General features: G+C 40.3%; 27 protein-coding genes. 18 read left to right on the top strand and 9 right to left on the bottom strand.

Annotated elements, in window-relative coordinates; genetic code table 11:
* Positions 1-4: 4 nt before the first annotated feature.
* The 6 genes from secD to queA all read right to left on the bottom strand — a co-directional run bounded on the left by secD (position 5) and on the right by queA (position 5,871).
* A complete protein-coding gene (secD, locus tag ACTG7Q_RS02995) occupies positions 5-1,855 on the bottom strand; it encodes a protein translocase subunit SecD (protein WP_439240747.1) in 1,851 nt (616 codons plus the stop codon).
* Positions 1,856-1,878: 23 nt separating this feature from the next.
* Positions 1,879-2,178 (bottom strand): preprotein translocase subunit YajC, encoded by a 300-nt coding sequence (yajC, locus tag ACTG7Q_RS02990; protein WP_439240745.1) that lies wholly within the window; start codon positions 2,176-2,178, stop codon positions 1,879-1,881.
* Between the two features lie 80 nt (positions 2,179-2,258).
* Positions 2,259-2,483 (bottom strand): sulfurtransferase TusA family protein, encoded by a 225-nt coding sequence (locus tag ACTG7Q_RS02985; protein WP_439240743.1) that lies wholly within the window; start codon positions 2,481-2,483, stop codon positions 2,259-2,261.
* Positions 2,484-2,996 carry a hemerythrin domain-containing protein gene (locus ACTG7Q_RS02980; protein WP_439240741.1) on the bottom strand — a complete coding sequence of 171 codons (513 nt, stop codon included), beginning with the start codon at positions 2,994-2,996 and terminating at the stop codon, positions 2,484-2,486. It abuts the gene before it with no gap.
* Positions 2,989-4,140 (bottom strand): tRNA guanosine(34) transglycosylase Tgt, encoded by a 1,152-nt coding sequence (tgt, locus tag ACTG7Q_RS02975; RefSeq protein WP_439240739.1) that lies wholly within the window; start codon positions 4,138-4,140, stop codon positions 2,989-2,991. The genes ACTG7Q_RS02980 and tgt overlap by 8 nt, the downstream gene beginning before the upstream one ends.
* A gap of 639 nt (positions 4,141-4,779) precedes the next feature.
* Positions 4,780-5,871 carry a tRNA preQ1(34) S-adenosylmethionine ribosyltransferase-isomerase QueA gene (queA, locus tag ACTG7Q_RS02970; protein WP_439240737.1) on the bottom strand — a complete coding sequence of 364 codons (1,092 nt, stop codon included), beginning with the start codon at positions 5,869-5,871 and terminating at the stop codon, positions 4,780-4,782.
* A gap of 135 nt (positions 5,872-6,006) precedes the next feature.
* On the opposite strand from queA, the gene ACTG7Q_RS02965 reads away from it, so the two are divergent.
* The 6 genes from ACTG7Q_RS02965 to ACTG7Q_RS02940 all read left to right on the top strand — a co-directional run bounded on the left by ACTG7Q_RS02965 (position 6,007) and on the right by ACTG7Q_RS02940 (position 13,345).
* On the top strand, positions 6,007-6,447 hold the full coding sequence (locus ACTG7Q_RS02965) for a DNA polymerase III subunit chi (protein WP_439240735.1): 441 nt from the start codon (positions 6,007-6,009) through the stop codon (positions 6,445-6,447).
* A 1-nt stretch (position 6,448) separates the two neighbouring features.
* On the top strand, positions 6,449-6,616 hold the full coding sequence (locus ACTG7Q_RS02960) for a hypothetical protein (protein ID WP_439240733.1): 168 nt from the start codon (positions 6,449-6,451) through the stop codon (positions 6,614-6,616).
* A gap of 150 nt (positions 6,617-6,766) precedes the next feature.
* Entirely contained in the window at positions 6,767-7,696 is a 930-nt protein-coding gene (locus ACTG7Q_RS02955; RefSeq protein ID WP_132302347.1) for a restriction endonuclease, read from the top strand.
* A gap of 29 nt (positions 7,697-7,725) precedes the next feature.
* Positions 7,726-10,590, top strand: a complete 2,865-nt coding sequence (locus ACTG7Q_RS02950; RefSeq protein ID WP_439240730.1) for a valine--tRNA ligase — start codon at positions 7,726-7,728, stop codon at positions 10,588-10,590.
* Positions 10,591-10,643: 53 nt separating this feature from the next.
* Positions 10,644-11,522 (top strand): hypothetical protein, encoded by an 879-nt coding sequence (locus ACTG7Q_RS02945; RefSeq protein ID WP_439240728.1) that lies wholly within the window; start codon positions 10,644-10,646, stop codon positions 11,520-11,522.
* Positions 11,523-11,683: 161 nt separating this feature from the next.
* Positions 11,684-13,345 carry a bifunctional metallophosphatase/5'-nucleotidase gene (locus ACTG7Q_RS02940; protein ID WP_439240726.1) on the top strand — a complete coding sequence of 554 codons (1,662 nt, stop codon included), beginning with the start codon at positions 11,684-11,686 and terminating at the stop codon, positions 13,343-13,345.
* Positions 13,346-13,404: 59 nt separating this feature from the next.
* Here the strand turns inward: ACTG7Q_RS02940 and trhP are convergent, their stop codons facing one another.
* Positions 13,405-14,784, bottom strand: coding sequence for a prephenate-dependent tRNA uridine(34) hydroxylase TrhP (gene trhP / locus ACTG7Q_RS02935; RefSeq protein ID WP_439240724.1), 1,380 nt, complete (start codon positions 14,782-14,784; stop codon positions 13,405-13,407).
* 120 nt (positions 14,785-14,904) lie between these two features.
* Between trhP and ACTG7Q_RS02930 the strand changes: the two genes are divergently transcribed.
* From ACTG7Q_RS02930 to ACTG7Q_RS02915, 4 genes are all read left to right on the top strand, one after another.
* Positions 14,905-15,447 carry a TorD/DmsD family molecular chaperone gene (locus tag ACTG7Q_RS02930; RefSeq protein WP_439240722.1) on the top strand — a complete coding sequence of 181 codons (543 nt, stop codon included), beginning with the start codon at positions 14,905-14,907 and terminating at the stop codon, positions 15,445-15,447.
* Between the two features lie 351 nt (positions 15,448-15,798).
* Positions 15,799-16,428: a thiamine ABC transporter ATP-binding protein gene (thiQ, locus tag ACTG7Q_RS02925; protein WP_439240720.1), complete on the top strand. Its 630-nt coding sequence runs from the start codon at positions 15,799-15,801 to the stop codon at positions 16,426-16,428.
* On the top strand, positions 16,425-17,426 hold the full coding sequence (gene bioB / locus ACTG7Q_RS02920) for a biotin synthase BioB (protein ID WP_439240718.1): 1,002 nt from the start codon (positions 16,425-16,427) through the stop codon (positions 17,424-17,426). Before thiQ ends, bioB begins: the two co-directional genes overlap by 4 nt.
* A gap of 107 nt (positions 17,427-17,533) precedes the next feature.
* Positions 17,534-17,869: a hypothetical protein gene (locus ACTG7Q_RS02915; RefSeq protein WP_439240716.1), complete on the top strand. Its 336-nt coding sequence runs from the start codon at positions 17,534-17,536 to the stop codon at positions 17,867-17,869.
* A gap of 56 nt (positions 17,870-17,925) precedes the next feature.
* Here the strand turns inward: ACTG7Q_RS02915 and ACTG7Q_RS02910 are convergent, their stop codons facing one another.
* Positions 17,926-18,930, bottom strand: a complete 1,005-nt coding sequence (locus ACTG7Q_RS02910; protein WP_439240714.1) for an ornithine carbamoyltransferase — start codon at positions 18,928-18,930, stop codon at positions 17,926-17,928.
* Positions 18,931-19,084: 154 nt separating this feature from the next.
* Here ACTG7Q_RS02910 and cmk point away from each other — a divergent pair, with 154 nt between their 5' ends.
* From cmk to yciH, 7 genes are all read left to right on the top strand, one after another.
* On the top strand, positions 19,085-19,759 hold the full coding sequence (gene cmk / locus ACTG7Q_RS02905) for a (d)CMP kinase (RefSeq protein ID WP_439240712.1): 675 nt from the start codon (positions 19,085-19,087) through the stop codon (positions 19,757-19,759).
* Between the two features lie 109 nt (positions 19,760-19,868).
* A complete protein-coding gene (gene rpsA / locus ACTG7Q_RS02900; protein WP_439240709.1) occupies positions 19,869-21,518 on the top strand; it encodes a 30S ribosomal protein S1 in 1,650 nt (549 codons plus the stop codon).
* A gap of 179 nt (positions 21,519-21,697) precedes the next feature.
* Positions 21,698-21,979, top strand: a complete 282-nt coding sequence (locus tag ACTG7Q_RS02895; protein WP_439240707.1) for an integration host factor subunit beta — start codon at positions 21,698-21,700, stop codon at positions 21,977-21,979.
* A gap of 123 nt (positions 21,980-22,102) precedes the next feature.
* Complete coding sequence (locus ACTG7Q_RS02890) at positions 22,103-22,396, top strand: LapA family protein (protein WP_439240704.1); 294 nt, start codon at positions 22,103-22,105, stop codon at positions 22,394-22,396.
* A 2-nt stretch (positions 22,397-22,398) separates the two neighbouring features.
* Positions 22,399-23,592 carry a lipopolysaccharide assembly protein LapB gene (gene lapB / locus ACTG7Q_RS02885; protein ID WP_439240701.1) on the top strand — a complete coding sequence of 398 codons (1,194 nt, stop codon included), beginning with the start codon at positions 22,399-22,401 and terminating at the stop codon, positions 23,590-23,592.
* Between the two features lie 34 nt (positions 23,593-23,626).
* Positions 23,627-24,325 (top strand): orotidine-5'-phosphate decarboxylase, encoded by a 699-nt coding sequence (gene pyrF, locus ACTG7Q_RS02880; RefSeq protein ID WP_439240699.1) that lies wholly within the window; start codon positions 23,627-23,629, stop codon positions 24,323-24,325.
* Positions 24,325-24,639 (top strand): stress response translation initiation inhibitor YciH, encoded by a 315-nt coding sequence (gene yciH / locus ACTG7Q_RS02875; RefSeq protein ID WP_439240697.1) that lies wholly within the window; start codon positions 24,325-24,327, stop codon positions 24,637-24,639. The genes pyrF and yciH overlap by 1 nt, the downstream gene beginning before the upstream one ends.
* Before the next feature lie 71 nt (positions 24,640-24,710).
* Here yciH and ACTG7Q_RS02870 read toward each other — a convergent pair whose 3' ends face one another.
* Positions 24,711-25,055 carry a SirB2 family protein gene (locus ACTG7Q_RS02870; RefSeq protein ID WP_439240695.1) on the bottom strand — a complete coding sequence of 115 codons (345 nt, stop codon included), beginning with the start codon at positions 25,053-25,055 and terminating at the stop codon, positions 24,711-24,713.
* A gap of 203 nt (positions 25,056-25,258) precedes the next feature.
* Here ACTG7Q_RS02870 and lrp point away from each other — a divergent pair, with 203 nt between their 5' ends.
* Positions 25,259-25,738, top strand: a complete 480-nt coding sequence (lrp, locus tag ACTG7Q_RS02865; RefSeq protein WP_386686649.1) for a leucine-responsive transcriptional regulator Lrp — start codon at positions 25,259-25,261, stop codon at positions 25,736-25,738.
* The last annotated feature ends 1 nt before the right edge of the window (position 25,739 follow it).

Raw genomic sequence — 25,739 nt, 5'->3', positions numbered from 1 at the left:
CGCACTAAATAGATAATTTTTCAACACGTCGGCCACCGTAAATCCAGTTAACCAGCATACGTGTACCGGTAATGGCGGTAAACATAGAAATCGCCACGCCTAATGCAAGGGTAATCGCAAAGCCTTTTACTGGACCCGTTCCCACCGCATACAAGACGATAGAGGTTAAAATCGTGGTTAAGTTGGCATCAAAAATAGATGACCAAGCACCGTTGTAACCCTCGTGAATTGCTTGCTGAATTGGACGACCATTACGTATTTCTTCTTTAATCCGTTCAAAGATCAATACGTTCGCGTCCACCGACATCCCGACTGACAGAATAATCCCCGCAATTCCGGGCATGGTTAAGGTTACACCGGGGATTAACGACATTAAACCGACCACTAAAATCATATTGGCACAAAGCGCAAGGCTCGCAATGAAACCGAATAGTTTATAGAACACTAAACAGAAGATAATCACAATCACCAAACCCCAAAGGCCTGCAGTTAAACCTTGTTCAACGTTTTGTGCGCCTAATGATGGCCCGACGGTACGTTCTTCAACAATTTGAATTGGCGCAATTAACGCACCTGAACGGAGTAGTACCGAAAGATTTTTGGCCTCTGCAGGGCTATCAATACCAGTAATTTGGAATTGGCTACCAAAACGGCCTTGAATAGTCGCCACGTTAATCACTTCGGCATTTTTTTCTAAAATGGTTTTGCCATTTTCGTCTTTTTTGCCGTTGTCTTTATATTCCACATATAAGGTCGCCATGGGTTTTTTGAGGTTGAGTTTGGTGGTGTTGGCCATGATTTCACCGCCCTCACTGTCTAAACTCACGCTCACTTGAGGGGTCGAGGTATTATGATCTAAGCCCGAGGTGGCATTGGTAATATGCTCACCACCTAACACCGCTTTACGATATAACGCCACTGGTTGACCGTGACGGTTTAACTGAATTTCCGTATCTGACGGCACAATGCCACGAGCCAGAGCCTCAGGGCTAACATTACCATTTACCATGCGGAATTCTAAGGTCGCAGTTGCACCCAATAATTCTTTGGCACGTGCGGTATCTTGAATGCCGGGTAATTCCACCACAATACGTTCAGCACCTTGTCGTTGAATCACCGCCTCGGCCACGCCTAATTCTTCCACACGTTTACGCAAAATGCTTAAGTTCTGCTCAATGGCGTGATCACGCGCCTCAATGAGGGCGCTGTCTGATAAGGCTAACGCAAGGGTGCTATCATTCACTTCATTGACGGTTAAATTGGTATGCTGCTTACGAATCAGTTGTTTGGCAGCAAAAAGTTGTTCCGGTTTGGTAATGGTGAGTAATGTACTAAAATTCTCGCCATTTTTCACCGCACTATATTGAATTTTTTCTTTACGTAATTCACTGCGTAAACTGTCTTGCAACTGTTCTTGACGTTTGCTTAATGCGGTATTCATATCCACTTCCATCAGAAAGCGAACCCCACCTCGTAAGTCTAAACCCCATTTCATTGGGTTGCCCCCAATACTGCTTAACCAAGCGGGGGTTGATGGCGCCAAGTTTAATGCGGTAGAGTATTGATTGCCTAATTTTTCAGCAATTTTATCTTTGGCGAGAAGTTGATCATTGGTGTTATTAAAACGAGCCAAAATGGAGCCGTTTTCTAACAAAATGGATTTGGGTTGAAGATGATTACTGCTCAGTAGGCGTTGAACTTCACTTAATGTGGTTTCACTGGCTTGCTGACCACGTGTACCCGAGATTTGCACGGCCGGATCTTCGCCGTAAATATTTGGAAGTGCGTATAAAGCACCAATGGCGATCATAAAGATCACCATTAGATTCTTCCATAAAGGGAAACGGTTTAACATCGGTTAATACCTTTTTTATGAAATTAAATAGATTTGATTGAACCTTTTGGTAACACAGCCACAATAAAGCTACGTTTAATGGTGACTTCATTGGTTGGGTTTAAGGCAATCACCACTTCATCGGAATTTTCAGATAATTTGGTAATTTTACCGATCAAGCCACCAGAGGTTAAGATTTCAGACCCTTTTGCTAAGGATTCCATTAAGGCCTTATGTTCTTTATTACGTTTTGCTTGTGGGCGGTAAATCATAAAATAGAAGATTAAACCGAAAATCGCAAAGATAATAATCATTGACATCGGGCTGCCTTGTTGTGCGTCCATGTTGTTTTCCTTTTTTGTTGATAAATGTAATAAAAATAAGGTGCATAAAATAGCATAAGATCAAGGGAAAAGCTAGTGTGCTAACCTTTCCGAATGATGATTTGCCAATCAAGTGCGGTGAATTTTTGCCAAGAAATCAACTGATAACCTTGTTGTTGGCATAAAAGTTCAAAATCTTGCACCGCACTTTGTTCATTTAGCATTATGGTTAATATGGTGTTGTTCGGTAAATTATCAAGGGCTTTTTTCGCCATTAATAAAGGTAATGGACAGCCATATTGACGTAAATCTAATTGATAATCCATTTACAGCTGACGGCGAGCTGCCATCACTTTTCCCATACTTTCCAATTCAGTCTCAGAAATACAGTCTTTGCCTAAAGCAAATAAAGGTTCTTCCAAGGCAATATGCACATCATAACCGGCAATAAAATTGGCAATCAATTCGGCATCAATATGATCTCGCTTATCTTGAATCAGTTCGGTTAATTGAAGAGACAACTTATGCCAATTATCATGCAAAATAAAATGCTGACGTTCTAATTCATCAATGGTTTGTTGTGAGTGAGCGTGATATTTTGCCACCACAGGGAAAAAATCGTTTTCTTCATCATCATGATGTAACGGTGCGGCGATATTAAAATAATTTAAAATCTGCTGCACATCATTTTTGACCGCTTGATTTACCCCATTTTTTGCTAAATAATCGGGCAAAATTTTCAGTTGTGAACAGAAATTTTTCACTCGTCCATGACAAGCATATAACATTTCAATAGGCTGTTCCCAACTGACAAATTGTTGTGGTTCTAAATTAATCATGTTGTTTTTCTCTTTGTAACGGTGGCACCTCTTTGCCGATTTTAGCATAAAATTCCAGCACAAAATCCTCAAAACGATCTTGTTCAATGGCGGTGCGGATTTGCTCCATTAAACGTTGATAATAACGTAAATTATGAATGGTATTCAGTCTTGCCCCCAAAATTTCACCGCACTTATCCAAATGATATAAATAGGATTTGGTGTAATGCTTGCACGTATAGCAATCACATTCAGGATCGAGCGTGGTGGTATCATCACGATATTTGGCATTACGAATTTTCACAATGCCGTTTGATACAAACAAATGCCCATTCCGAGCGTTGCGGGTCGGCATGACGCAATCAAACATATCAATCCCACGACGAACACCCTCGACTAAATCTTCAGGTTTACCCACGCCCATTAAATAACGCGGTTTATCTTGTGGCAACAATGGATTGACAAATTCCAAAATACGGTGCATTTCTTCTTTTGGTTCACCCACGGCTAAACCGCCTACCGCATAGCCGTCAAAACCAATGTTGACTAAACCGTCCACGGAAATTTTACGTAATTCTTCAAAAGTACCGCCTTGCACAATACCAAATAAGGCATTTTTGTTTTCCAATTCATCAAAGCGTTGACGGCTGCGTTTCGCCCAACGTAACGACATTTCCATGGAGTTTTTAGCATAATCAAAGGTGGCAGGATAAGGTGTACATTCATCAAAAATCATCACAATATCGGATCCGAGATCGTATTGAATTTCCATGGATTTTTCAGGCGATAAAAAGATCTTTTCACCGCTGATCGGATTTTGGAAATGCACGCCTTCTTCTTTGATTTTGCGAAGTTTGCCTAAACTGAATACTTGGAAACCACCGCTATCGGTTAAAATTGGTCTATGCCATTGCATAAAATCATGAAGATCGCCGTGTTTACGCATGACTTCCTGCCCTGGGCGTAACCAGAGATGAAAGGTGTTACCGAGTAAAATTTCTGCACCGGTGGCACGGACTTCTTCTGGGGTCATACCCTTTACCGTGCCGTAGGTGCCGACGGGCATAAAAGCGGGGGTTTGGACGGTGAATTCGCCGCTTGGACGGTTAAACGTCATTTCGCCACGGCGGGCAGTGCCGTTTGTTTTTTTTAAGTTAAATTTCATAGTTTTCCTTTTCGAATAAACAGTTCGATGGTGATTTTTGTTTAAAATTGTTTTTTTTTATAAAGTTGTGTTTTGTTAATATCGGATTTCGCCGATGGCGACTTACTTTTTCTTTGCTTGTGCAAAGAAAAAGTAAGCAAAAAGAAACACACCCCGACTTCACCGCTTTTCTGAGCTTATTTGGTATTTTCTTTACGCTAAATTTTGAACTCGCTTCGCTCAGACATGCAAAATTTAGCTAAAAATACCAAAACGCTCAGGCGGTTCAGACGGGGCCCCAATTTTTGACCGAGCGTAACAAAAGTGCGGTTAAAAAATAGATGTTTTTTAAGCTACGGAGTAGTGTTACCATGCTTAACCTAGTACGCAAGTACTAGGTATTCCTCAATTTTTCCACCGCACTTTATAATTTCTCCCATGGGGTCCCCATGTTTGCCGCCTGAAAATACTTTAATTTGTAGGAAAATGGCGTCTGTCTGAGCGTAGCGAGTTCAGCCATTTTCCGTTAAGCAAATTAAAGTATTTTCAGGAAACAAGGCAAAGTTGGGGTGTGCTTTTCTTTGCCTACTTTCTTTTGCACAAGCAAAAGAAAGTACGATCGCCCATCGGGCGAAACCCGATTTGAACATTAAAAAAATTCTATTTTAACGTCCCAATATCATTATTCTTCGTGATAAACATCGCATCCCCATAACTAAAAAACCGATACCGATTTTCCACCGCCATCTTATACGCATTCATCACATTCTCATACCCCGCAAACGCCGACACCAACATAATCAACGTACTTTCCGGCAAATGAAAATTCGTAATCAAACTATCCACCACCCGAAATTTCTTCCCTGGGTAAATAAAAATCGACGTATCAGAAAAATACGGCGCAATAATCTGCGAACAACCTTTTTCTTCCGCAAATAACGCTGCGCTTTCCAACGAACGCACGGAAGTTGTCCCCACCGCAATCACACGCTTACCATTGGCTTTCGTGGCTAACACGGCATCTACCACCTCTTGCGGCACTTCCACATATTCAGCGTGCATATGATGATCTTCAATATTTTCCACCCGAACAGGCTGAAACGTCCCCGCCCCGACGTGCAACGTCACAAAGGCAAAATTGACCCCTTTGGCCTTTAATTTTGCCAATAATTCATCATCAAAATGCAAGCCAGCAGTGGGTGCTGCCACCGCACCGGGGACTTTATTATATACCGTCTGATAACGCTCTTTGTCCGCATTTTCATCAGGACGATCAATATAAGGCGGCAATGGCATATGCCCAATTTGGTTGAGAACATCTAAAACTGCGGTATTTTTTTCCGCAATTTCTAGCTCAAACAACGCCCCTTGACGCCCGAGCATGTTCACTTGAACGCCCTGATTTTTACCCAATTTATCTTCACCCAAAATCAACACAGTTCCGTCTTTGGGTGCTTTACTAGCTCGAACATGGGCTAAAAACGTGGTTTCACTCAACACACGTTCCACCAACACTTCCAATTTTCCCCCACTGGCTTTACGTCCAAACATGCGAGCAGGGATAACCCGAGTATTGTTAAAAACTAACAGATCGCCAGCGTTGACTAAATCCAATACATCCGCAAAAGTGCGGTGCGAAATTTCCCCATTTTCACCGTTTAATTGTAACAAACGGCTTGCCGTACGGTTTGGGGTGGGGTAACGAGCAATTAACTCATCAGGCAAATCAAAATAAAAATCGGATACCAGCATAATTCAAATAAGAGATTGTTGAAATGTGCGATAGTCTATTGCGATTTTCCACGAAGTACAAGTAAAAACCTTTATTTATTAGCATTTTTTCGTTAGAATTAGACGTTTAATTCCAATGTAAAAACAAGATTGCCAATGCCGAAAATCGCTAAATTTTATCTCATCAAACCAACGTCATCGCCAAATACCCTGTCAGGCGAGATGGCGTTAGCTTGTGATTTATCCGCTCAATTATGGCGACAAGGACAACGTGTATTGATTGCTTGTGAAACCGAACAACAATCCTTAGATTTAGACGAAGCCTTATGGGCAAGAGATCCCGAGCAATTTGTGCCACATAATTTATCAGGCGAAGTCACCAATTTCGCCACACCAATCGAAATCAGCTGGATCGGCAAACGCAACGCCCAACGGCGAGATGTATTGATTAATTTGCAATCGGTGATTCCCGATTATGTATCTGCGTTTAATCAGGTGATTGATTTTGTGCCAGTGGACGAAGAACAAAAAGCCGTGGCACGAGAGCGATATAAGCAATATCGGCAAATGGGGTGGCAGATGGAGATGGTGGAGTAAAATGACCAAAGAAGAACTACTAAAAAAACACAACGATATGCTGATTTTATGGAAAGCGTGGATGGACGAGAAGAAAAAGCACGAAATCCTGACTTTTGAAAATGAAAAGGGCGATATTGTGCGACATTATCCTGACGGTAAAGAAGTTGTGATTGAATATGCAAACTAATTTAGCGATTTTTTACTGTGGCACGAATGGTGCTGGCAAATCTACTTTGCGTGGATTTAATCAAGATCCTGTGCAGATTGTTATTGTTAACGTTAAAAGAGTTAAAATAATCTAGAAAAAATTTTGAAATCCATAAACTAGGAATTTAATATGAGTTACCAAAAAACAAAAGAGTTACTTAATCCTATTCTAAATGTACTAAATAGAAATACTCATCTATTTCTTAACGACATAGTAAATGAACTTGCATTATATTTTAAACTAGATGAGAATTTCCTATCTCAACGCTATGAAGTAAGTAATGCAAAAATTTTTGAAAATACTGTTCTATGGAAATTAAATGATTTAAGCAAATCAGGACTAATTGATTTTATAAAAACAAATAATAAGAGAGCTTATATTGTTAGCAAAAAGGGAATATCGTTTTTAAATAAATCAAATGATGAGATAGCCAAATATATTAGTGATAATTATAAGAAAAAAATTAAAAATGTAGAAGAATTAGATAAGCCAGAACATCCTATTGAGATTTCATTGGAAATGGCGCAAATTGCTCCATTAGAACAGTTGGAAAATTCGTATAAAATATTACGAAATCAAATTTATGATGATATTTTAGATGTTGTCTTGTCTAAATCGCCTATTGCATTTGAACATATCGTTACTCAATTACTTCAAAAAATGGGGTATGGTGATGGTGAAGTAACTCAAATTAGTCGTGATGGTGGCATTGATGCTCGAATTAAAGGTGATGTACTAGGTTTTGAGCAAATATACGTTCAAGCAAAACGTTATCAAAGAGATAAAACAATTAGCCGACAAGATATTCAAAGTTTTATCGGGGCATTATCCGGTATTGAAGGAAATGCAACTAAAGGTGTTTTTATTACGACCGCTCAATTTTCAAATGATGCCAAAGAATTCGCACAGAAAATTCAAAAATCTAGGATTATATTAATTGATGGAAAGCAACTGGCAAAATATATTTATGAATATGAGTTAGGTGTTCAAACAGAAAAAAGTTTTAGTATCAAGAAAATAGATAATGATTTTTGGAATGAATTTCAAAATAATGAGTAATAGAAGAATTTAATTAAAGAGAAAACTAAATGACACAAAACCTTCAAATGGCAGACCGCTTTGAGCCGTCTGCGGTAGAACAAGCCTTGTATCGCCACTGGGAAGAGCAAGGGTATTTTAAACCAAGCGAAGATGAGAGCCAACAAGGCTACTGCATTGCGATTCCGCCGCCGAATGTAACAGGATCGTTGCATATGGGACATGCTTTCCAGCAAACTTTAATGGATACGCTGATCCGTTTTAACCGTATGGAAGGCAATAATACGCTGTGGCAAACGGGTACTGACCACGCAGGTATTGCGACCCAAATGGTGGTGGAACGCAAGATTGCGGCGGAAGAAGGCAAAACTCGCCACGATTATGGGCGTGAATCCTTTATCAACAAAATTTGGGACTGGAAAGCCTATTCGGGTGGGACGATCAGCCAGCAAATGCGGCGTTTGGGCAACTCGATCGACTGGGTTCGTGAGCGTTTTACGATGGACGATGGGCTGTCTAATGCGGTGAAAGAAGTTTTCGTTCGCCTACACGAAGAAGGCTTAATTTATCGTGGTAAACGCCTTGTGAACTGGGATCCGAAATTGCATACTGCCATTTCTGATTTGGAAGTGGAAAACAAAGAGAGCAAAGGCTCGTTATGGCATTTCCGCTATCCGTTGGCAAATGGGGCAAAAACCGCTGAAGGCAAGGATTATTTGGTGGTGGCGACCACGCGCCCTGAAACTGTACTCGGCGATACAGCGGTGGCGGTTCACCCTGAAGACGAACGTTATCAATCGCTTATCGGTAAATCGGTAATTCTGCCGTTAGCGAACCGTGAAATTCCGATTGTGGCGGACGATTATGTGGATCGTGAGTTCGGTACAGGTTGTGTGAAAATCACCCCAGCCCACGACTTCAACGACTACGAGGTGGGCAAACGCCATAATTTGCCGATGGTCAATGTGATGACCTTGAATGCGGATATTCGTACAGAAGCGGAAATTGTCGGTTCAGACGGAAAAATTTTGGAAAATTACACCGCACTTATTCCTGCCGATTATCAAGGCTTAGAGCGTTTTGCCGCACGCAAAAAAGTCGTCGCCGATTTTGAAGCACTCGGTCTTTTAGAAGAGATCAAACCGCACGATTTGAAAGTGCCTTATGGCGACCGTGGTGGTGTGCCGATTGAGCCGATGCTGACCGATCAGTGGTATGTGAGCGTGAAACCGTTGGCGGAAGTGGCGACTAAAGCGGTAGAAGACGGTGAAATTCAATTCGTGCCAAAACAGTATGAAAACCTGTACTTCTCGTGGATGCGTGATATTCAGGACTGGTGTATTTCTCGCCAACTTTGGTGGGGACATCGTATTCCTGCGTGGTATGACGAAGCGGGCAACGTGTATGTGGCTCGCAACGAAGAAGAAGTGCGGGCGAAACATAATCTACCTGCGGATCTTGCCTTAAAACAAGATGAAGACGTGTTAGATACCTGGTTCTCATCGGGCTTGTGGACGTTCTCAACCCTTGGCTGGCCAGAGCAAACCAAAGAGTTGCGAATGTATCACCCAACGGACGTGTTGATTACGGGCTTTGACATCATTTTCTTCTGGGTTGCACGAATGATTATGTTCACAATGCACTTTATCAAAGACGAAAATGGCAAACCGCAAGTGCCGTTCAAAACCGTGTACGTTACGGGCTTGATTCGTGATGAACAAGGTCAAAAAATGTCCAAATCTAAAGGTAACGTGCTTGACCCGATTGATATGATTGACGGCATTTCTCTGGAAGATTTGCTTGAAAAACGCACTGGCAATATGATGCAGCCGCAACTGGCGGAAAAAATCGCCAAAGCGACCAAAAAAGAGTTTGCAGACGGCATTGCCCCACACGGCACGGATGCACTGCGTTTCACCTTGGCAGCCTTGGCAAGCAACGGACGTGATATTAACTGGGATATGAAACGCCTTGAAGGCTACCGCAATTTCTGCAATAAACTGTGGAACGGCAGCCGTTTTGTTCTCACGAATGATAAGCTTGATTTATCCGCAGGTGAAACAGAATTATCCGTTGCGGATCGCTGGATTATTTCCACGTTTAACCGCACCGTAAACGAGTTCCGCACCGCTTTAAGTCAATACCGTTTTGACTTAGTCGCTAATGCGATCTACGACTTCACTTGGAATCAGTTCTGCGACTGGTATTTGGAACTCACCAAACCTGTGTTTGCAAATGGAACGGACGCTCAAAAACGTGGTGCAAGCCAAACCTTGGTTAATGTGCTTGAGCAATTACTCCGCCTTGCTCACCCGATTATGCCATTTATCACCGAAGAAATTTGGCAAAAAGTGAAAGGCTTTGCGGGCGTGAGCGGTGAAACCATTATGTTGCAACCGTTCCCGAAAGCAGACGATACCAAACTTGACGCACAAGCCGAAAAAGAGATTGAGTTCTTAAAAGAAATCATCGTCGCAGTGCGTAATATCCGTGCCGAAAGCAACATCGCCCCGAGTAAAGGGTTGGATTTATTGCTCAGAAATGTGGACGCTGAAAATTGCAAAACCTTGCAAAAAAATGACCGTACTTTGAAAGCCTTAGCTAAGTTGGACGATGTAAAAGTGTTAGCAGACGGTGAAAAAGCCCCATTATCGGTAGCAAAACTAGTCGGTAAAACCGAATTGCTCGTACCGATGGCAGGCTTTATCAACAAAGAAGCCGAACTCGCCCGTCTTGCCAAAGAGATTGAAAAACTCAACGGCGAAGTCGCACGCATTGAAGCCAAACTTTCTAACCAAGCCTTTGTGGCAAAAGCGCCGGAGCAAGTGATTGCGAAAGAAAGGGAGAAAATGCAAGGGTATCAAGAGGGTATTGCGAAGTTGGTGAGCCAGCAAGCAGAAATTGAATCCCTTTAATTGATCAATATCCTCTTGAATAAGGGGATATTTTTATATTAGGAAATGATGTTATGAAAGATATTTATTTTTTAACTATTAGTCGAGAAAATACAGTTCTGTCGCCCCAACCGCATTTAATGTTGTGTGGCGAGAATATTTCATTTTTAAATCCCATTTTGAAAGATTCTACATTAATAGAGCAGTCAGAAGATTTTTTTAATATGAAAGTGACTTTTTTTAAAGGAAGTCGATTTTCTCAAACATTAGAAAGTAAAGTGCTTTGTTCTGAAACTCAGTTATTTGGTAATAAAAAGCAGTTACCTGAATGTAAATATCCTTGCTTGGGTAAAGTGGTGATTGCAACTGAAATTAAACAGATCGATGTAGAATTGCTTAAAAATATTTCTTGGTTTATTCGAGGATCTGAAACATTAAAACCTGAAAGTTTAAAAGAACTACCTAATGAATGGCGGATTATTGATGGTCGTGGCATGGCTTTATTAGAAAAATATCCACAAAGTTTGAAACAATCTTGTCGTCAGCTCTTTTTGGTTATGTTAGGATTAGCCTATTATTATGCTTTACAACAAATTAATGAAGAACTTTCTTATGTTTTGTCAAAATCAGACAATACGAGCGAATTAGATCAACTTTATTCTGATGCGTCAATATTTAATGCCAGTTATTATTTTTATAATCCCATTGAATTTTCTCGTTATGCAACGTTTCGAACTTGGCAAGATGTGCGAGAAGCCTATCATCTTGAACAGAAAAACAAAGAAATTACCTCTCAATTAGCTCAAGTACATCAGATTTTAAGCTATAAAGAACAGAAAAATGAACAAATATTAGACAAATTAAGAAATAAAAAAATCGCATGGTTTGGGGGTATTATATCTGCACTAGGCTTAGTTGAGGTGATTGATGTGATAAAAAATTGGTTAAGCTAGCGCTTTAAATATTTAAGCGAAAGAATGTTATTGTCTGAAAACCATAATTATTATTTGATGAAAGTTGCTGGAAAGAGACTATAACAAAATTTGTATAACAGCTTGTTTTTTATATAGTAACTAAAAAATGAGCTATTTAATCTCTATTTATAAGGATAACGATGAAAAAACTACTTTCAACATTATTTATACTGTCAGCAACCAGTATGGCAGTGGCAAAAGAAGTAAATATTAAATTTTTAGGTACATCTGATGTACATGGGCGCATTGTGCCGTGGTCTTATGGGGCAGATGTTGCGGATAAATCTGGCTCCTATGCACAAATTTCAACCTATGTAAACGAGGTGCGTAAACATAACAAAAATGTTGTATTGGTTGATATTGGTGATGCCATTCAAGATAACCAAGTGGAAACCTTTGCTAAAACGGAGCAATATTACAAAGATAATCCCGTACCCAAAGTATTGAATGCAATGAAGTATGATTTTTTTGTTTTAGGAAATCATGAATTTAATTTTGGGATGACGGCGTTAGATGAAATTCTGAAAGATATTGAAGCCAAAATTCTCACCGCAAATTTCTATTATCAAGATGGGAAACGCTATGTTGAACCCTATGCAATTATTGAGAAAGAGGGCGTAAAATTAGGGATTCTTGGCTTAACAACACCGATGTCAGCAACCTTTGAAAAAGATTCAGGGCATTTGGATAAGATGAAATTTAGTTCTCCGACGGAGGAAGCCAAAGCACAAATTGCAGAATTAAAAAAACAAGGTGTTGATGCGATTATCGTTCTTGCTCATATGGGGATTGAAAATGAAAATAATATTCCTGATACAGGTGTTGCTGATCTTGTGAATAATGTCGAGGGGATTGATGTAATTATTGCAGGGCATATGCACAAAAATGTGCCAGCAGAAACCATTAAAAATACGCTAATTACTGAACCGCATCGTTATGGTACAGTCGTGTCAGAAGTGGATTTATCATTTGATGTGGCGGATGATGGCAAAGTGAAATTACTGAGCAAAGTAGCCAAAACCGTTCCTGTTAAAGCACTTGAGGCGGATCCGAAGATTGAGCAAATTTATCAACCTTACCACGATGAATTACGCCGTTTAAATAATGTCAAAATTGGCGAAGTGGCGAACGATATGATTCCGCAAGGAAAAGATCACGGTGTATCGATTGCATTTGCTCGAGATACTGGCATGTCATCCTTTATTACCGATGTAGAAAAACATTACAGCCAAGCCGATGTCGTTTCGTTCGCTTATGATTATGAAACGGTGCGCTTGGATAAAGGCGATATTAAGAAAAAAGATATCATCTATAATTACCGTTATGCGGGGGGAGATGTGACCGTATATGAAGTCACAGGTAAACAGTTAAAACAATATATGAATTGGTCTGCGGATTACTTTGATACAATTCAAGCTGGCGATAAAGATTACCGTTATAATGACGTGCGTGGTAAATCAAAATACGTGACCTTTGATATTTTCGGTGGTGTGAAATACCATGTTGATTTACGTCAACCAAGTGGTGAAAAAATCACGAACTTAACCTTTGCTGATGGTAAAGCGATTACAGATGACGCCAAAATTAAGTTAGGGATGAATTCCTATCGCTATGGTCAGTTGATTAAACAGGGCGGTATCTGGGCAGGGCAACAAATCCCTGTACTTTGGGAATCTAAAGTCGCTATGGGTTCAGAGGCTGGTACTATTCAAAATATGATGATTGATTATATTCAGAACGTGAAACAGGGCAAAATTGACGGTGTATCACATAATTATTGGAAATTAGTCGGATTGGATTAGACTATCATGCAGAAAATGTCGCTTTATCTAGGTAGAAAAAGCGACATTTTTTATAAATATTAATGTGGATTACGTGTATTGGTGCCGTTTAAATTCCGCATCAACAACCCATATTCCAACTCAATATCCGTTGGTACGTCTAAAAATACAAAATGCCCATCGCCAAGACCGGCTTCAACATGTTCATTTTTGCGGTTTAACATACGTTCGATTTTGAAAACAATATTACCTTTCGGGGTCATCATTTCTACCGAATCGCCGACTAAGAATTTATTTTTCACCGCCACTTCCGCCATGCCTTGATCATTACGTTTACCCGTAAATTCGCCGACAAATTGTTGACGTTCGGAAATGGAGTAGCCGTATTCATAATTTTGATATTCATCGTGGGTGTGTCGGCGTAAGAAACCCTCGGTATAGCCACGGTGAGCAAGGCTTTCTAAGGTATCCATCAGGCTCTCATCAAACGGTTTGCCCGCAGCAGCATCATCAATGGCTTTGCGATACACTTGAGCGGTTCTGGCACAGTAATAGAACGATTTTGTCCGTCCTTCGATTTTCAAGGAATGAACGCCTAATTTGGTTAATTGCTCAACGTGTTGAACGGCACGCAAGTCTTTGGAATTCATAAAATAGGTGCCGTGTTCATCTTCAAAAGCGGTCATTTGCTCATCAGGGCGGTGCGGTTCGGTGTATAAAAATACCTTGTCGGTATGACCGCCCTCGCCTAAAGTTGGGGCGACATTTTTTACCTCAATTTCAGGTTCAAATTTTTGTACTGCCTCTTTTTCTACAATATTGCCCACTTCGTCAAGCGTGCCTTCTTCCATTTTATATTCCCAACGGCAAGCATTGGTGCAAGTACCTTGATTCGGGTCCCGTTTATTGATGTAGCCAGACAGCAAACAACGCCCCGAATACGCCATACATAATGCTCCATGTACGAAAATTTCCAGTTCCATATCAGGCACTTGCTGGCGAATTTCGGCAATTTCATCAAGGGATAATTCACGAGATAAGATCACTCGAGTTAATCCCATTTGTTTCCAAAATTTCACCGTTGCCCAGTTTACCGCATTGGCTTGCACGGAAAGATGAATATCCATATCAGGGAAATTCTCACGCACCATCATAATTAAACCGGGATCGGACATAATTAACGCATCGGGTTGCATATCCACGACCACTTTTAAATCTTTAATAAAGGTTTTTAATTTGGAATTATGTGGGGCGATATTCACCACCACATAGAATTTTTTGCCAAGCGAATGGGCTTCATCGATGGCAATTTTTAAATTGGCGTGGTTAAATTCGTTATTCCGCACACGCAAACTGTAACGAGGTTGTCCTGCATAAACGGCATCTGCTCCGTAAGCAAAGGCATAACGCATGTTTTTTAGCGTGCCAGCAGGGGAAAGTAATTCGGGTTTGAAAGTCATAATAAAATTTTCTCTGAGTATAAGTCAGTAGCTCACGCAAGGTGAACCGTTAAAAGGTGCGGTATTTTAGCAAAAAATATGCTAAAGTGCGGTATAAATTTACGGAGTTTTGAAAAAATTATGGAAAATCTGAATAACTTTTCACTGATCAGCCGTTTATTCGGTAATTTATTTTATCGCTGTCCAACAGATCCGATTTTAGCTGGCGTATTTGGTTGGTTGCAACAGGGCGGATTAAGCCAAGTTTGGGCATTGGAAACCGATAAATCCACCCAATCCGCCATTGAAAGCCTGCAAGTCCCCTTGGATTTAACGTTGTTGGAGCAAGAATATCAAAAACTCTTTGCCAAAGTTGAACTTGCCATTTCGGCGTATGGCGTGGATGTGGCAGAATTTGTGGCATTTCGGCAAGCCCGAGCTATGCCAGAAGTGGAAAGTGCGGATCATTTTGGGTTACTTTTTTTAACCGCTTCTTGGATTGAAGATAACCTAGATTCAGTCGATGCTCAACAGGAATTATTTGAACGCTTTTTATTACCTTGTGCCAGCCAGTTTTTAAACCAAGTGGAAATGCAGGCAAGTTTGCCGTTTTATAAAGCATTGGCATTGTTATCCCGAGAAATTTTAGCTGCAATGGCGGATGAATTAGAAGAAACCACTTGAAATGTGAAAGGAAAGTCTTATAATAAAAAAGGTCGTAGACGGGTAGCCGTCCCGTCTACTTCCTAGCCGTTAGGCTAATTTAGTTAGAATTGCAATTAGTATATCCAATGTGGCTAACATTTTTAAGCTAATTGCCCCAACTAGCAAGATTGCTAGTAGGATCAGAGTAATAATTTCTGATACTTTCACATAAATCACCTCCTTAGTGCTATACGACTAAGGCGACTAGGCGAAGTGCTATTGAGAGTGGCACTTCACCGGCCTCATAGCACGAAAGAGATTATACACAAACCCCTGTCTATTTGTCTAGGGGTTTGTTATTTTTACCGATATGAAAAAGAGTAAGGCGGTATGATCAAACTCAACAAGCTAAAATTCCAATACAAAACCATGGCAATGCAATTTGATTTACATATTGCTAAAGGCGAAAAAGTGGCGATTGTCGGTGCAAGTGGTGCGGGCAAAAGTACGCTGTTGAATTTAATTGCTGGGTTTGAAATGGCAAATTCAGGTGATATTTATTTAAACGGTGAAAAACATAATACCACTGAACCCTATCAACGTCCTGTTTCCATGCTATTTCAAGAAAATAATGTGTTTCCCCATTTAACAGTTTTTCAAAATATTGCATTTGGGCTAAAAGCTAATTTAAAGTTGAATAATCAACAAGTCCAACTTGTTGAACAGGCAGCAAGTGCGGTAGGATTAAGTGAATTTTTGCAACGAAAACCCACCGCACTTTCAGGTGGGCAAAAGCAAAGAGTGGCGTTAGCCCGTTGTTTATTGCGAGATAAACCGATATTATTATTGGACGAACCGTTTTCCGCACTTGATCCGCAATTACGTCAAGAAATGTTGGATTTGTTGCTGAAATTAAGTGATGAAAAAAATATCACCTTATTAATGGTGACACACCAACCTAATGAATTGGTTGGCAAAATTGACCGTGTTATTCAAATTGAAAATGGATTTATAGTATGATTAAGCAACCTTTACAAATTTACTCTATTACTCCCCATAAAACCGCTGAATATTGGTCAGTGTGTAAAGTGGAAGCCTTGTTTGAAACGCCTTTTTTAGAGCTGATTTTTAAAGCGGCTCAAATTCACCGTGAAAACTTTAATCCGCAAGCGATTCAACTTTCTACCCTCATGTCCATTAAGACGGGTGGTTGCCCAGAAGATTGTCATTATTGTCCACAATCTGCTCGCTATCAAACGGGTGTGCAAAAACAAGATTTATTAGATATTGCCGATATTTTAGAAAAAGCCAAAATCGCTAAATCTCGTGGGGCAAGCCGTTTTTGTATGGGGGCAGCGTGGCGTGGACCAAAGCCAAAAGATGTGGCAAAAATTACCGAAATTGTTAAAGCAGTGAAGTCCTTAGGTTTGGAAACCTGTGGCACCTTTGGCATGTTAGAAGACGGCATGGCGGAAGACTTAAAACAAGCTGGCTTAGATTACTACAATCATAATCTTGACACTGCCCCTGAGCATTATTCCGAGATTATTGGCACACGCCGTTTTGATGACCGCATGAGTACGCTCGGTAAAGTACGTAAAGCAGGCTTGAAAGTGTGTTGCGGCGGTATTGTGGGTATGAACGAAACTCGCAAAGAGCGAGCAGGCTTGATCGCAAGTTTGGCTAATTTAGATCCGCAACCTGAATCCGTACCAATTAATCAGTTGGTAAAAGTGGAAGGTACGCCGTTAGAAGATGCAGAAGAGCTGGATTGGAGCGAATTTGTCCGCACGATTGCAGTGGCTCGCATTACCATGCCACAAAGCTATGTGCGATTGTCCGCTGGTCGTCAGGGAATGAGCGAAGAAATGCAAGCCATGTGCTTTATGGCAGGGGCAAATTCTATTTTCTACGGCGATAAATTATTGGTTACTGAAAACCCAGAAGAGGATGGCGACCAAGTATTGATGGCGAAACTTGATTTAGAACCAGAAACAGCGGAAAATCGATTGAGATAGGTGAAACTTCTGTTACAATACGCCAGAACAATAGGGCTAATGTTAAACGAATTTCTCATTATGCAATTATTCTTCTTTACTTTTATTTTTACTCATAGGAGAACACAATGAGTTGTAAAATTCATCAAAACCACGAACACGTCCACGGTGAAAACTGCGGCCATACCGCAATTAAACACGGCGATCATGTTGATTATTTACATGACGGTCATTTACACCACGCTCATGGCGAACATTATGACGAGCATTCATTGGATGTAAATGCACAAAATCCAGATGAATGTAATCATCAACACCAATGTGGTGAGCATGTTCATGGTGAAGGTTGTGGACATGAAGCAGTGCCACATGGCGATCACGTAGATTACATTGTTGACGGACGTTTACATCATCAACATGGCGATCATTGTGACGATCACGGCCCAGTTGAAATCGTGAAATAAATACCCTATTTGAAAAAAGCTCAAGGCATTAACCTTGAGCTTTTTTGTCTTCTTTATTAACCCAAACTGGCGACCATCACGGCTTTAATCGTGTGCATACGATTTTCCGCTTGATCAAACACAATACTGGCAGGGGATTCAAACACATCTTCGGTGACTTCAATGCCATTGGCAAAATCAGGATATTGAGTAGCGATTTCTTTGCCGATTTTAGTTTCACAATTATGGAACGCAGGTAAACAGTGCATAAATTTCACCTTTGGATTACCAGTGCGTTGCATTAATTGGCGATTGACTTGATAATCTTTCAATAAATTAATCCGTTCGCCCCAGCTTTCCACAGGTTCGCCCATTGACACCCAAATATCGGTGTGAATAAAATCCACGCCTTTCACGGCTAAATCAATATTTTCTGTTACGGTAATTCTCGCCCCAGATTGTTGTGCAAATTGTTGACACATTTCAACCAAGCTGTCTTCAGGCAACAAGGCTTTTGGTGCACAAATGCGTACATCCATGCCTAATTTTGCCCCGATTAACAACAGGGAATTGCCCATGTTATTGCGAGCATCGCCAATATACACATAACTAATCTCATTCAGCGGTTTTGAATTATGTTCAATCATGGTTAAGGCATCCGCCAACATTTGGGTCGGGTGAAATTCATCAGTTAAACCGTTGAAAACTGGCACGCCTGCATATTCAGCCAATTCATTCACAATGGCTTGGCTAAAACCACGGTACTCAATGGCATCATACATTCGCCCTAACACTCTAGCGGTATCTTTCATGCTTTCTTTATGCCCGATTTGCGAAGATACAGGGTCAATATAAGTCACATTCGCCCCTTGATCATGAGCTGCCACTTCAAAAGCACAGCGAGTGCGAGTAGAGGTTTTTTCGAAAATTAAGGCAATATTTTTGCCTTTAAGGCGAGGTTGTTCTGTGCCTGTGTATTTGGCAGTTTTGAGATCTTGAGCGAGTTTAAGCAAGAATTTGATTTCGTCTGTGGAATGGTTAACCAGACTTAATAAATGACGGTTTTTGAGATTGAAAGCCATAGGAATTTCCTTTAATTGTTGTGTTAACAAGGATAATTCTACAATAAATTTTTCAATCAAGATAACAAAAATCATTTTTAACCTGTGTTTTCAGCTATTAAATTTTCTTTCTCAACGGTATAATTCCAATAAACATAAAACAGGAAATGTGAAGATGGAAAATATTATTATTACGGTCGATGGCCCAAGCGGTGCAGGCAAAGGCACGCTTTGTTATGCCTTGGCGGAAAAATTGGGCTTTGCGTTGTTGGACAGTGGGGCGATTTATCGTGTCACGGCATTGGCCGCCCTGAAAAGTGCGGTGGATTTAGCAGACGAATTAGCATTAGCGGATTTGGCTCGTCATTTGGATGTCCAATTTTTACCCGAGAATGGCGAAGTGAGTATTTTGTTAAATGGCGAAAATGTTAGTGGTCAGATTAGAACGCAGGAAGTCGCCGAAGCGGCTTCTAAAGTGGCAATTTTTCCGCAAGTTCGCACCGCACTTTTGCAGTTGCAACAAGACTTTGCTCAACAAGGGGGCTTGATTGCGGATGGACGCGATATGGGGACGGTGGTGTTCCCCAATGCCCAAGTGAAGCTATTTTTAGACGCAAGTAGCGAAGAAAGAGCAAAAAGACGATTTAAACAGTTGCAAAATAAAGGAATTAATGGTAACTTTGCACAGATTTTAGCCGAGATTCAAGATCGTGACTTTCGGGATAGAAATCGAGCGGTTGCACCACTGAAACCTGCGGATGATGCGTTATTGTTAGACAGTACGGAATTGTCCATTGATGAAGTGATTCAGCAAGCCCTAGATTACATTGCACTGAAAGTGAAAAGCTAATTTCAAATACATTTTTTCGGTTTATTCAAGGACGGATAGACTTTTATTATCAACCCCACTTGTTACGGATTTTAAGTGGATGTTATTAACTTATTAAAGAAGATTAATTATGTCAGAATCTTTCGCTCAACTCTTTGAAGAATCATTAAATAACCTTGAAACTCGTTTAGGCTCAATCGTTAAAGGTCACGTTGTGGCTATCGAAAAAGGCTTTGTTTACGTAGATGCTGGTTTAAAATCTGAAGCACGTATTCCAGCTGAAGAGTTCACTAACGCTCAAGGTGAAGTTGAGGTTAAAATTGGCGACGTAGTAAACGTTGCATTAGATGCAGTTGAAGACGGTTACGGTGAAACTAAACTTTCTCGTGAGAAAGCGGTACGTCACGAATCTTGGATCGAATTAGAAAAAGCATTCGAAGCTCAAGCTAGCGTGATCGGTTTAGTGAATGGTAAAGTAAAAGGCGGTTTCACTGTTGAATTAAACGGTGTGCGTGCGTTCTTACCAGGTTCATTAGTAGATACTCGTCCAACTCGTGATGCAGATCATTTACTCGGTAAAGAAGTAGAATTCAAAGTTATCAAATTAGACCAAAAACGCAACAACGTTGTTGTTTCACGTCGTGCGGTTATTGAATCTGAAAGCAATCAAGATCGTGATGAAGTATTAGCGAATCTTGCCGAAGGTGCAGAAGTTAAAGGTGTAGTTAAAAACTTAACTGAGTACGGTGCATTTGTTGACTTAGGCGGTGTGGATGGTTTATTACACATCACAGATATGGCTTGGAAACGTGTTAAACACCCAGGCGAAATCGTGAATGTAGGTGATGAAATCACCGTTAAAGTATTAAAATTCGACAAAGATCGTACTCGTGTGTCTTTAGGCTTAAAACAATTAGGTCAAGATCCTTGGGCGGCGATTGCTGAAAATCACCCAGTAAACAGCAAATTAACCGGTAAAGTGACTAACTTGACTGATTACGGCTGTTTCGTTGAGATTTTAGACGGTGTTGAAGGTTTAGTTCACGTTTCAGAAATGGATTGGACTAACAAAAACATTCACCCATCTAAAGTGGTGAGCCTTGGAGATGTGGTTGAAGTGATGGTGTTAGAAATTGACGAAGAACGTCGTCGTATTTCTTTAGGCTTAAAACAATGCAAACCAAACCCATGGTTACAATTTGCTGAAACCCACAACAAAGGCGACAAAGTTGAAGGTAAAATCAAATCTATCACTGATTTCGGTATCTTCATCGGTCTTGAAGGTGGTATCGATGGTTTAGTTCACTTATCTGACATTTCTTGGAATGTACAAGGTGAAGAAGCCGTTCGTCAATACAAAAAAGGTGACGAAGTCGCAGCCGTTGTGTTACAAGTTGATTCAGCCAAAGAACGTATCTCTTTAGGTATCAAACAATTAGAAGAAGATCCGTTCAACAACTTTGTGGCAATCAACAAAAAAGGTGCTGTATTATCAGCAACTGTTGTTGAAGCTGACAGCAAAGGTGCCAAAGTTGAATTAGCCGGTGGCGTTGAAGGCTATATCCGTGCAGCAGACTTAACAAGCGAAGTGGCAGCAGGTGATGTGGTTGAAGCGAAATACACTGGTGTAGATCGTAAATCTCGTATCGTTCACTTATCTGTGAAAGCGAAAGATCAAGCTGAAGAAGCTGCAGCCGTAGCAAGCGTGAATAGCAAACAAGAAGAAGTGGCTATTCCTAATGCAATGGCAGCCGCATTTGCACAAGCGAAAGGCGAATAATTTATTCGCATAAATAAAACTGGCGTGTCTAGGCACGCCAGTGATTAAAAAATTAAGTATTTTGCACCGCACTTTTTCGTTTCTAAAGGAACAGCGAAGCTACGTAAAGTAAAACCACGTATGTATTTTAATTTAGAATAATTACGTTGTTTTATTGGCTCAAAAACAAGGAATAAATTATGACAACCAAATCAGAACTTATCGACACATTAATTGAAAAACACCCATCTCTTGCAGTGAAAACCGTTGAAAATTCAGTAAAAGAGATTTTAGAACAGCTTTCGCAAACCTTAGAAAATGGTAATCGTATTGAAGTGCGTGGTTTTGGTAGCTTTTCATTGCATTGCCGTCAACCAAGAGTAGGACGCAATCCAAAAACGGGCGAAAGCGTGAAATTACAAGCAAAATGTGTACCGCACTTTAAAGTGGGTAAAGAATTAAAAGAGCGTGTTGATCAATAATTTGATTGCTCGGCGTAAATATATTAAAACGACACAATTTATGTGTCGTTTTTTGTAGTGATTTTTGGCATAATACAGGCGAATGCGTTTTTAACTCGAGTATTTATATCAGGGGGAAGTATCATGTTTAAATACCTTTTAGGATTGGTGGTCGTGATTGCGGTGATTTTGGTTGCGATTACGGTAGGGGCGAATAACGATCAAGTGATTACCTTTAACTATATTGTGGCTGAAAATGAGTTTAAACTTTCAACTTTAGTAGCGATATTATTTGGTTTAGGTTTAATTCTTGGCTGGTTAATTACGGGAATTTTTTATCTGCGTATTAAAATCAAAAATATGGCTTTATCTCGTCAAATTAAACGCCAAACTCAACAAATTAACGAGTTGACATCAAGTCTGAAAAAGGCTGAATAAGCATGATTGAATTACTTTTCCTGCTCTTGCCGATTGCCGCCGCTTATGGTTGGTATATGGGGCATCGTAGTGCCAAAAAAGATCAGGAAGAAGTGAGTAATAAATTCTCCCGAGACTATGTCACAGGGATGAATTTTTTATTATCCAATCAAACCGAAAAAGCGGTGGACTTGTTTTTAGAAATGCTGCAAAAGCAAGAAACCGAAAACGATATTGAACACCGCTCCCAATTTGAAGCTGAACTCACCTTAGGCAACTTATTTCGCTCTCGTGGTGAAGTGGATCGGGCCTTACGTATTCATCAAGCCTTAGATCGTAGCCCTAATTATTCTTTTGAGCAGAAATTATTAGCGAAACAGCAATTAGCCAAAGATTTTATGTCTGTGGGTTTTTTTGATCGGGCAGAAAATTTGTATATTGTGTTGGTGGATGAACCTGAATTTGCCAGTGGGGCATTGCAACAATTAGCCATTATTTATCAAAAAACCAAAGAATGGAAAAAAGCCATTAATGTGGCGGAAAAATTAGCGAAAATTGAGCCTAAAACGGATAATATTGAATTGGCACAATTTTATTGTGAGTATGCGAATTTATTACCGGCAGACAGCAAAGAAAATCCGAAAGGTTTACTCGAGCAAGCCTTAGCTGTATCGCCTAATTGTGTGCGTGCGTCCATGATGTTGGGGAAATGGTATATTCAGCAAAACGATTTCAAAAGTGCGGTGAAAATTTTAGAAAATGTGCTGAATCAAAATGCGGATTATGTGGGGGAAGTGTTACCTCAGCTCAAAGATTGCTATCAGCAATTAGGTTTACTGGACAATTTTGAACTCTTTTTAGTGCGAGCGAGCCAACTTAGTGCAAATGCCAGCGTGGATTTAGCTTTAGCGGATGTGATCGAACAAAAAGATAGCCGTGCCACCGCACAAAGCAAAGTCTATCAAAAAATTGGCACCAATCCGAATATGTTTTTATTTCATCGTTTTATTCAATATCAAATTGATGATGCAGAAACAGGGCGTGCTAAAGATAGTCTAGTGTTATTGCATAAAATGGTCGGCGAACATATTAAACAAGGTTTTGATTATCGTTGCACCAACTGTGGCTATCAAAGCCATAAGTTAATGTGGTGTTGCCCATCTTGTCGCCAGTGGGAAAAGGTTAAGCCAATTCGTGGCATTGAATTTCCAAATTAATACAGCATTCAACTCATCAAGTAAGGAAATGAATATGGATAGCAAAATTATTGTGGCATTAGATTATGAAAATGAATCCGATGCGTTAAACTTGGTGGATCAAATTGATCCAAGTCTTTGTCGTCTAAAATTAGGTAAAGAAATGTTTACCAGTTTAGGCACCAATTTTTTGAAACAATTACATCAACGTAAGTTTGAGGTATTTTTAGATTTAAAATATCACGATATTCCAAATACCGTGGCTCGAGCAGTGCGTTCAGCGGCTGACTTAGGTGTGTGGATGGTGGATTTACATGCCAGTGGTGGCTTGCGTATGATGGAAGAGGCCAAAAATATTCTGGAACCTTATGGCAAAGATGCACCTTTATTAATCGGCGTGACCGTATTAACCAGTATGGAAGATTTGGATCTGTTACAAATTGGGATTAACGCCTCGCCGTTAGAACAAGTGATTCGTTTAGCCCATTTAACTCAACGTGCAGGCTTAGACGGTGTCGTTTGTTCACCGCAAGAAGTGGAAATTTTACGCAAAAACTGCGGTGAGCATTTTAAATTAGTGACACCGGGGATTCGTCCTGTGGGCAGTGAATTTGGCGATCAACGCCGAGTCATGACACCTGCGGCGGCCGTGGGTGCGGGGGCGGATTATTTAGTGATTGGTCGCCCGATTACCCAAGCAGATAAGCCGGCAGATGTATTGCGTGCTATTAATGCGTCGTTGGCAAACTTGTAATGAGTGAGCTAGTTTATTCCACCGAAGTCGGACGGATTAAAGCGGATAAACCTAAAGCTGAACGTCTAAAAGGGGATGGCGTTGTACGTATTCAACGCCAAACCAGTGGCCGTAAAGGGGCGGGCGTTTGTGTGATTACTGGCTTGGATTTATCAGATGATGATCTAAAAAAGATGACAGCTGAACTGAAGAAACGTTGTGGTTGTGGTGGATCCGTGAAAGATGGACATATTGAAATCCAAGGCGATAAACGAGATTTGCTGAAACAACTGTTGGAACAAAAAGGCTTTGTGGTGAAACTGGCCGGTGGATAAGTTAAAAAATCTGCAAAAAAATAACCGCACTTTTGATCGGATTTCCCGAACAAAAGTACGGTTTTGTTATATTAGTGACCGTAGCCTAAGAACATGGCGCCGAGTAGGCACAAGACAGCACCCACGAAGAACACGGGTTTTGGCTGTTGGATTTTCTTACTAAAGAATTTAAACGCACAGAACACATAGCCCACAAAGCAAGCGAGTTTCACTAGTTTCCAAATGGAAAAGCCAAAGCTGATAAAGAAAAAAGCTGCCGTGACCAATAATACGGTATCAGATAAGTGCGGTAGAATTTTGAGCGGTTTTACCGCACGCCAATCTTTGCCAGACAGTTGCATTGCACCACGAATCACTAATAAAAATAAACTTAAATAAGCAAACACAATATGTGTTTTTATAACAATAGGTACCATTTTTCACTCCAAAATAAAAAGGCCATTATAGAGAAAGCATAAAAAACGGTCAAATGTTAATTAGATCTTTAGCCATTTATTGATTAAACCAAATAAAAAGCATAAAGTGCGTTATTTTTTACTGAATTTTATTTAATTTACTGTTATATTAAGACATTCACTGTTAATTGACAGTATTTTATTCTTTTTATGGGGAGCTTTATATGGATAAAAAATTAGTTAAGCCTTTTGATGCCATTGATATTAAAATTCTAGATGAATTACAGCGTAATGGCAAAATCTCCAATATTGATTTATCTAAGAAAGTAGGACTTTCGCCAACACCTTGTTTAGAGCGTGTAAAACGTTTAGAAAAACAAGGCGTTATTATGGGCTATCGTGCTTTGCTCAATCCCGAATTATTAGAGGCGCCATTGTTAGTGATTGTGGAAATCACGCTTGTGCGTGGCAAGCCAGATGTATTTGAAGAATTTAATGATGCGGTGCAATTATTGGATGATATTCAAGAATGTTATCTGGTCTCGGGCGATTTTGACTATCTGCTTAAAACCAGAGTAGCGGATATGTCCGCTTATCGTAAATTACTTGGCACCACCTTATTACGCCTACCCGGTGTGAATGATACACGTACCTTTGTGGTGATGGAAGAAGTCAAACAAACCAATTTTTTACAATTAAAATAAT

Origin of the sequence: Lonepinella sp. BR2474, from assembly GCF_051851555.1 — a bacterium.
GTDB lineage: Bacteria > Pseudomonadota > Gammaproteobacteria > Enterobacterales > Pasteurellaceae > Lonepinella.
Note: the sequence above shows the minus strand (reverse complement) of the source record. Positions and strands in the feature narration are given on the sequence as shown.

Excerpts from the sequence above, each read along its gene's own strand:
- ACTG7Q_RS02950 (WP_439240730.1), top strand. The coding sequence starts at position 7,726 with ATGACACAAAACCTTCAAATGGCAGACCGCTTTGAGCCGTCTGCGGTA.
- ACTG7Q_RS02940 (WP_439240726.1), top strand. The coding sequence starts at position 11,684 with ATGAAAAAACTACTTTCAACATTATTTATACTGTCAGCAACCAGTATG.
- cmk (WP_439240712.1), top strand. The coding sequence starts at position 19,085 with ATGGAAAATATTATTATTACGGTCGATGGCCCAAGCGGTGCAGGCAAA.
- ACTG7Q_RS02965 (WP_439240735.1), top strand. The coding sequence starts at position 6,007 with ATGCCGAAAATCGCTAAATTTTATCTCATCAAACCAACGTCATCGCCA.
- lapB (WP_439240701.1), top strand. The coding sequence starts at position 22,399 with ATGATTGAATTACTTTTCCTGCTCTTGCCGATTGCCGCCGCTTATGGT.
- ACTG7Q_RS02980 (WP_439240741.1), bottom strand. The coding sequence starts at position 2,996 with ATGATTAATTTAGAACCACAACAATTTGTCAGTTGGGAACAGCCTATT.
- rpsA (WP_439240709.1), top strand. The coding sequence starts at position 19,869 with ATGTCAGAATCTTTCGCTCAACTCTTTGAAGAATCATTAAATAACCTT.
- ACTG7Q_RS02895 (WP_439240707.1), top strand. The coding sequence starts at position 21,698 with ATGACAACCAAATCAGAACTTATCGACACATTAATTGAAAAACACCCA.
- thiQ (WP_439240720.1), top strand. The coding sequence starts at position 15,799 with ATGATCAAACTCAACAAGCTAAAATTCCAATACAAAACCATGGCAATG.
- tgt (WP_439240739.1), bottom strand. The coding sequence starts at position 4,140 with ATGAAATTTAACTTAAAAAAAACAAACGGCACTGCCCGCCGTGGCGAA.
- yciH (WP_439240697.1), top strand. The coding sequence starts at position 24,325 with ATGAGTGAGCTAGTTTATTCCACCGAAGTCGGACGGATTAAAGCGGAT.
- bioB (WP_439240718.1), top strand. The coding sequence starts at position 16,425 with ATGATTAAGCAACCTTTACAAATTTACTCTATTACTCCCCATAAAACC.
- queA (WP_439240737.1), bottom strand. The coding sequence starts at position 5,871 with ATGCTGGTATCCGATTTTTATTTTGATTTGCCTGATGAGTTAATTGCT.
- trhP (WP_439240724.1), bottom strand. The coding sequence starts at position 14,784 with ATGACTTTCAAACCCGAATTACTTTCCCCTGCTGGCACGCTAAAAAAC.
- ACTG7Q_RS02910 (WP_439240714.1), bottom strand. The coding sequence starts at position 18,930 with ATGGCTTTCAATCTCAAAAACCGTCATTTATTAAGTCTGGTTAACCAT.
- secD (WP_439240747.1), bottom strand. The coding sequence starts at position 1,855 with ATGTTAAACCGTTTCCCTTTATGGAAGAATCTAATGGTGATCTTTATG.
- ACTG7Q_RS02985 (WP_439240743.1), bottom strand. The coding sequence starts at position 2,483 with ATGGATTATCAATTAGATTTACGTCAATATGGCTGTCCATTACCTTTA.
- ACTG7Q_RS02960 (WP_439240733.1), top strand. The coding sequence starts at position 6,449 with ATGACCAAAGAAGAACTACTAAAAAAACACAACGATATGCTGATTTTA.
- lrp (WP_386686649.1), top strand. The coding sequence starts at position 25,259 with ATGGATAAAAAATTAGTTAAGCCTTTTGATGCCATTGATATTAAAATT.
- ACTG7Q_RS02870 (WP_439240695.1), bottom strand. The coding sequence starts at position 25,055 with ATGGTACCTATTGTTATAAAAACACATATTGTGTTTGCTTATTTAAGT.
- ACTG7Q_RS02930 (WP_439240722.1), top strand. The coding sequence starts at position 14,905 with ATGGAAAATCTGAATAACTTTTCACTGATCAGCCGTTTATTCGGTAAT.
- ACTG7Q_RS02915 (WP_439240716.1), top strand. The coding sequence starts at position 17,534 with ATGAGTTGTAAAATTCATCAAAACCACGAACACGTCCACGGTGAAAAC.
- pyrF (WP_439240699.1), top strand. The coding sequence starts at position 23,627 with ATGGATAGCAAAATTATTGTGGCATTAGATTATGAAAATGAATCCGAT.
- ACTG7Q_RS02955 (WP_132302347.1), top strand. The coding sequence starts at position 6,767 with ATGAGTTACCAAAAAACAAAAGAGTTACTTAATCCTATTCTAAATGTA.
- ACTG7Q_RS02890 (WP_439240704.1), top strand. The coding sequence starts at position 22,103 with ATGTTTAAATACCTTTTAGGATTGGTGGTCGTGATTGCGGTGATTTTG.
- ACTG7Q_RS02945 (WP_439240728.1), top strand. The coding sequence starts at position 10,644 with ATGAAAGATATTTATTTTTTAACTATTAGTCGAGAAAATACAGTTCTG.
- yajC (WP_439240745.1), bottom strand. The coding sequence starts at position 2,178 with ATGGACGCACAACAAGGCAGCCCGATGTCAATGATTATTATCTTTGCG.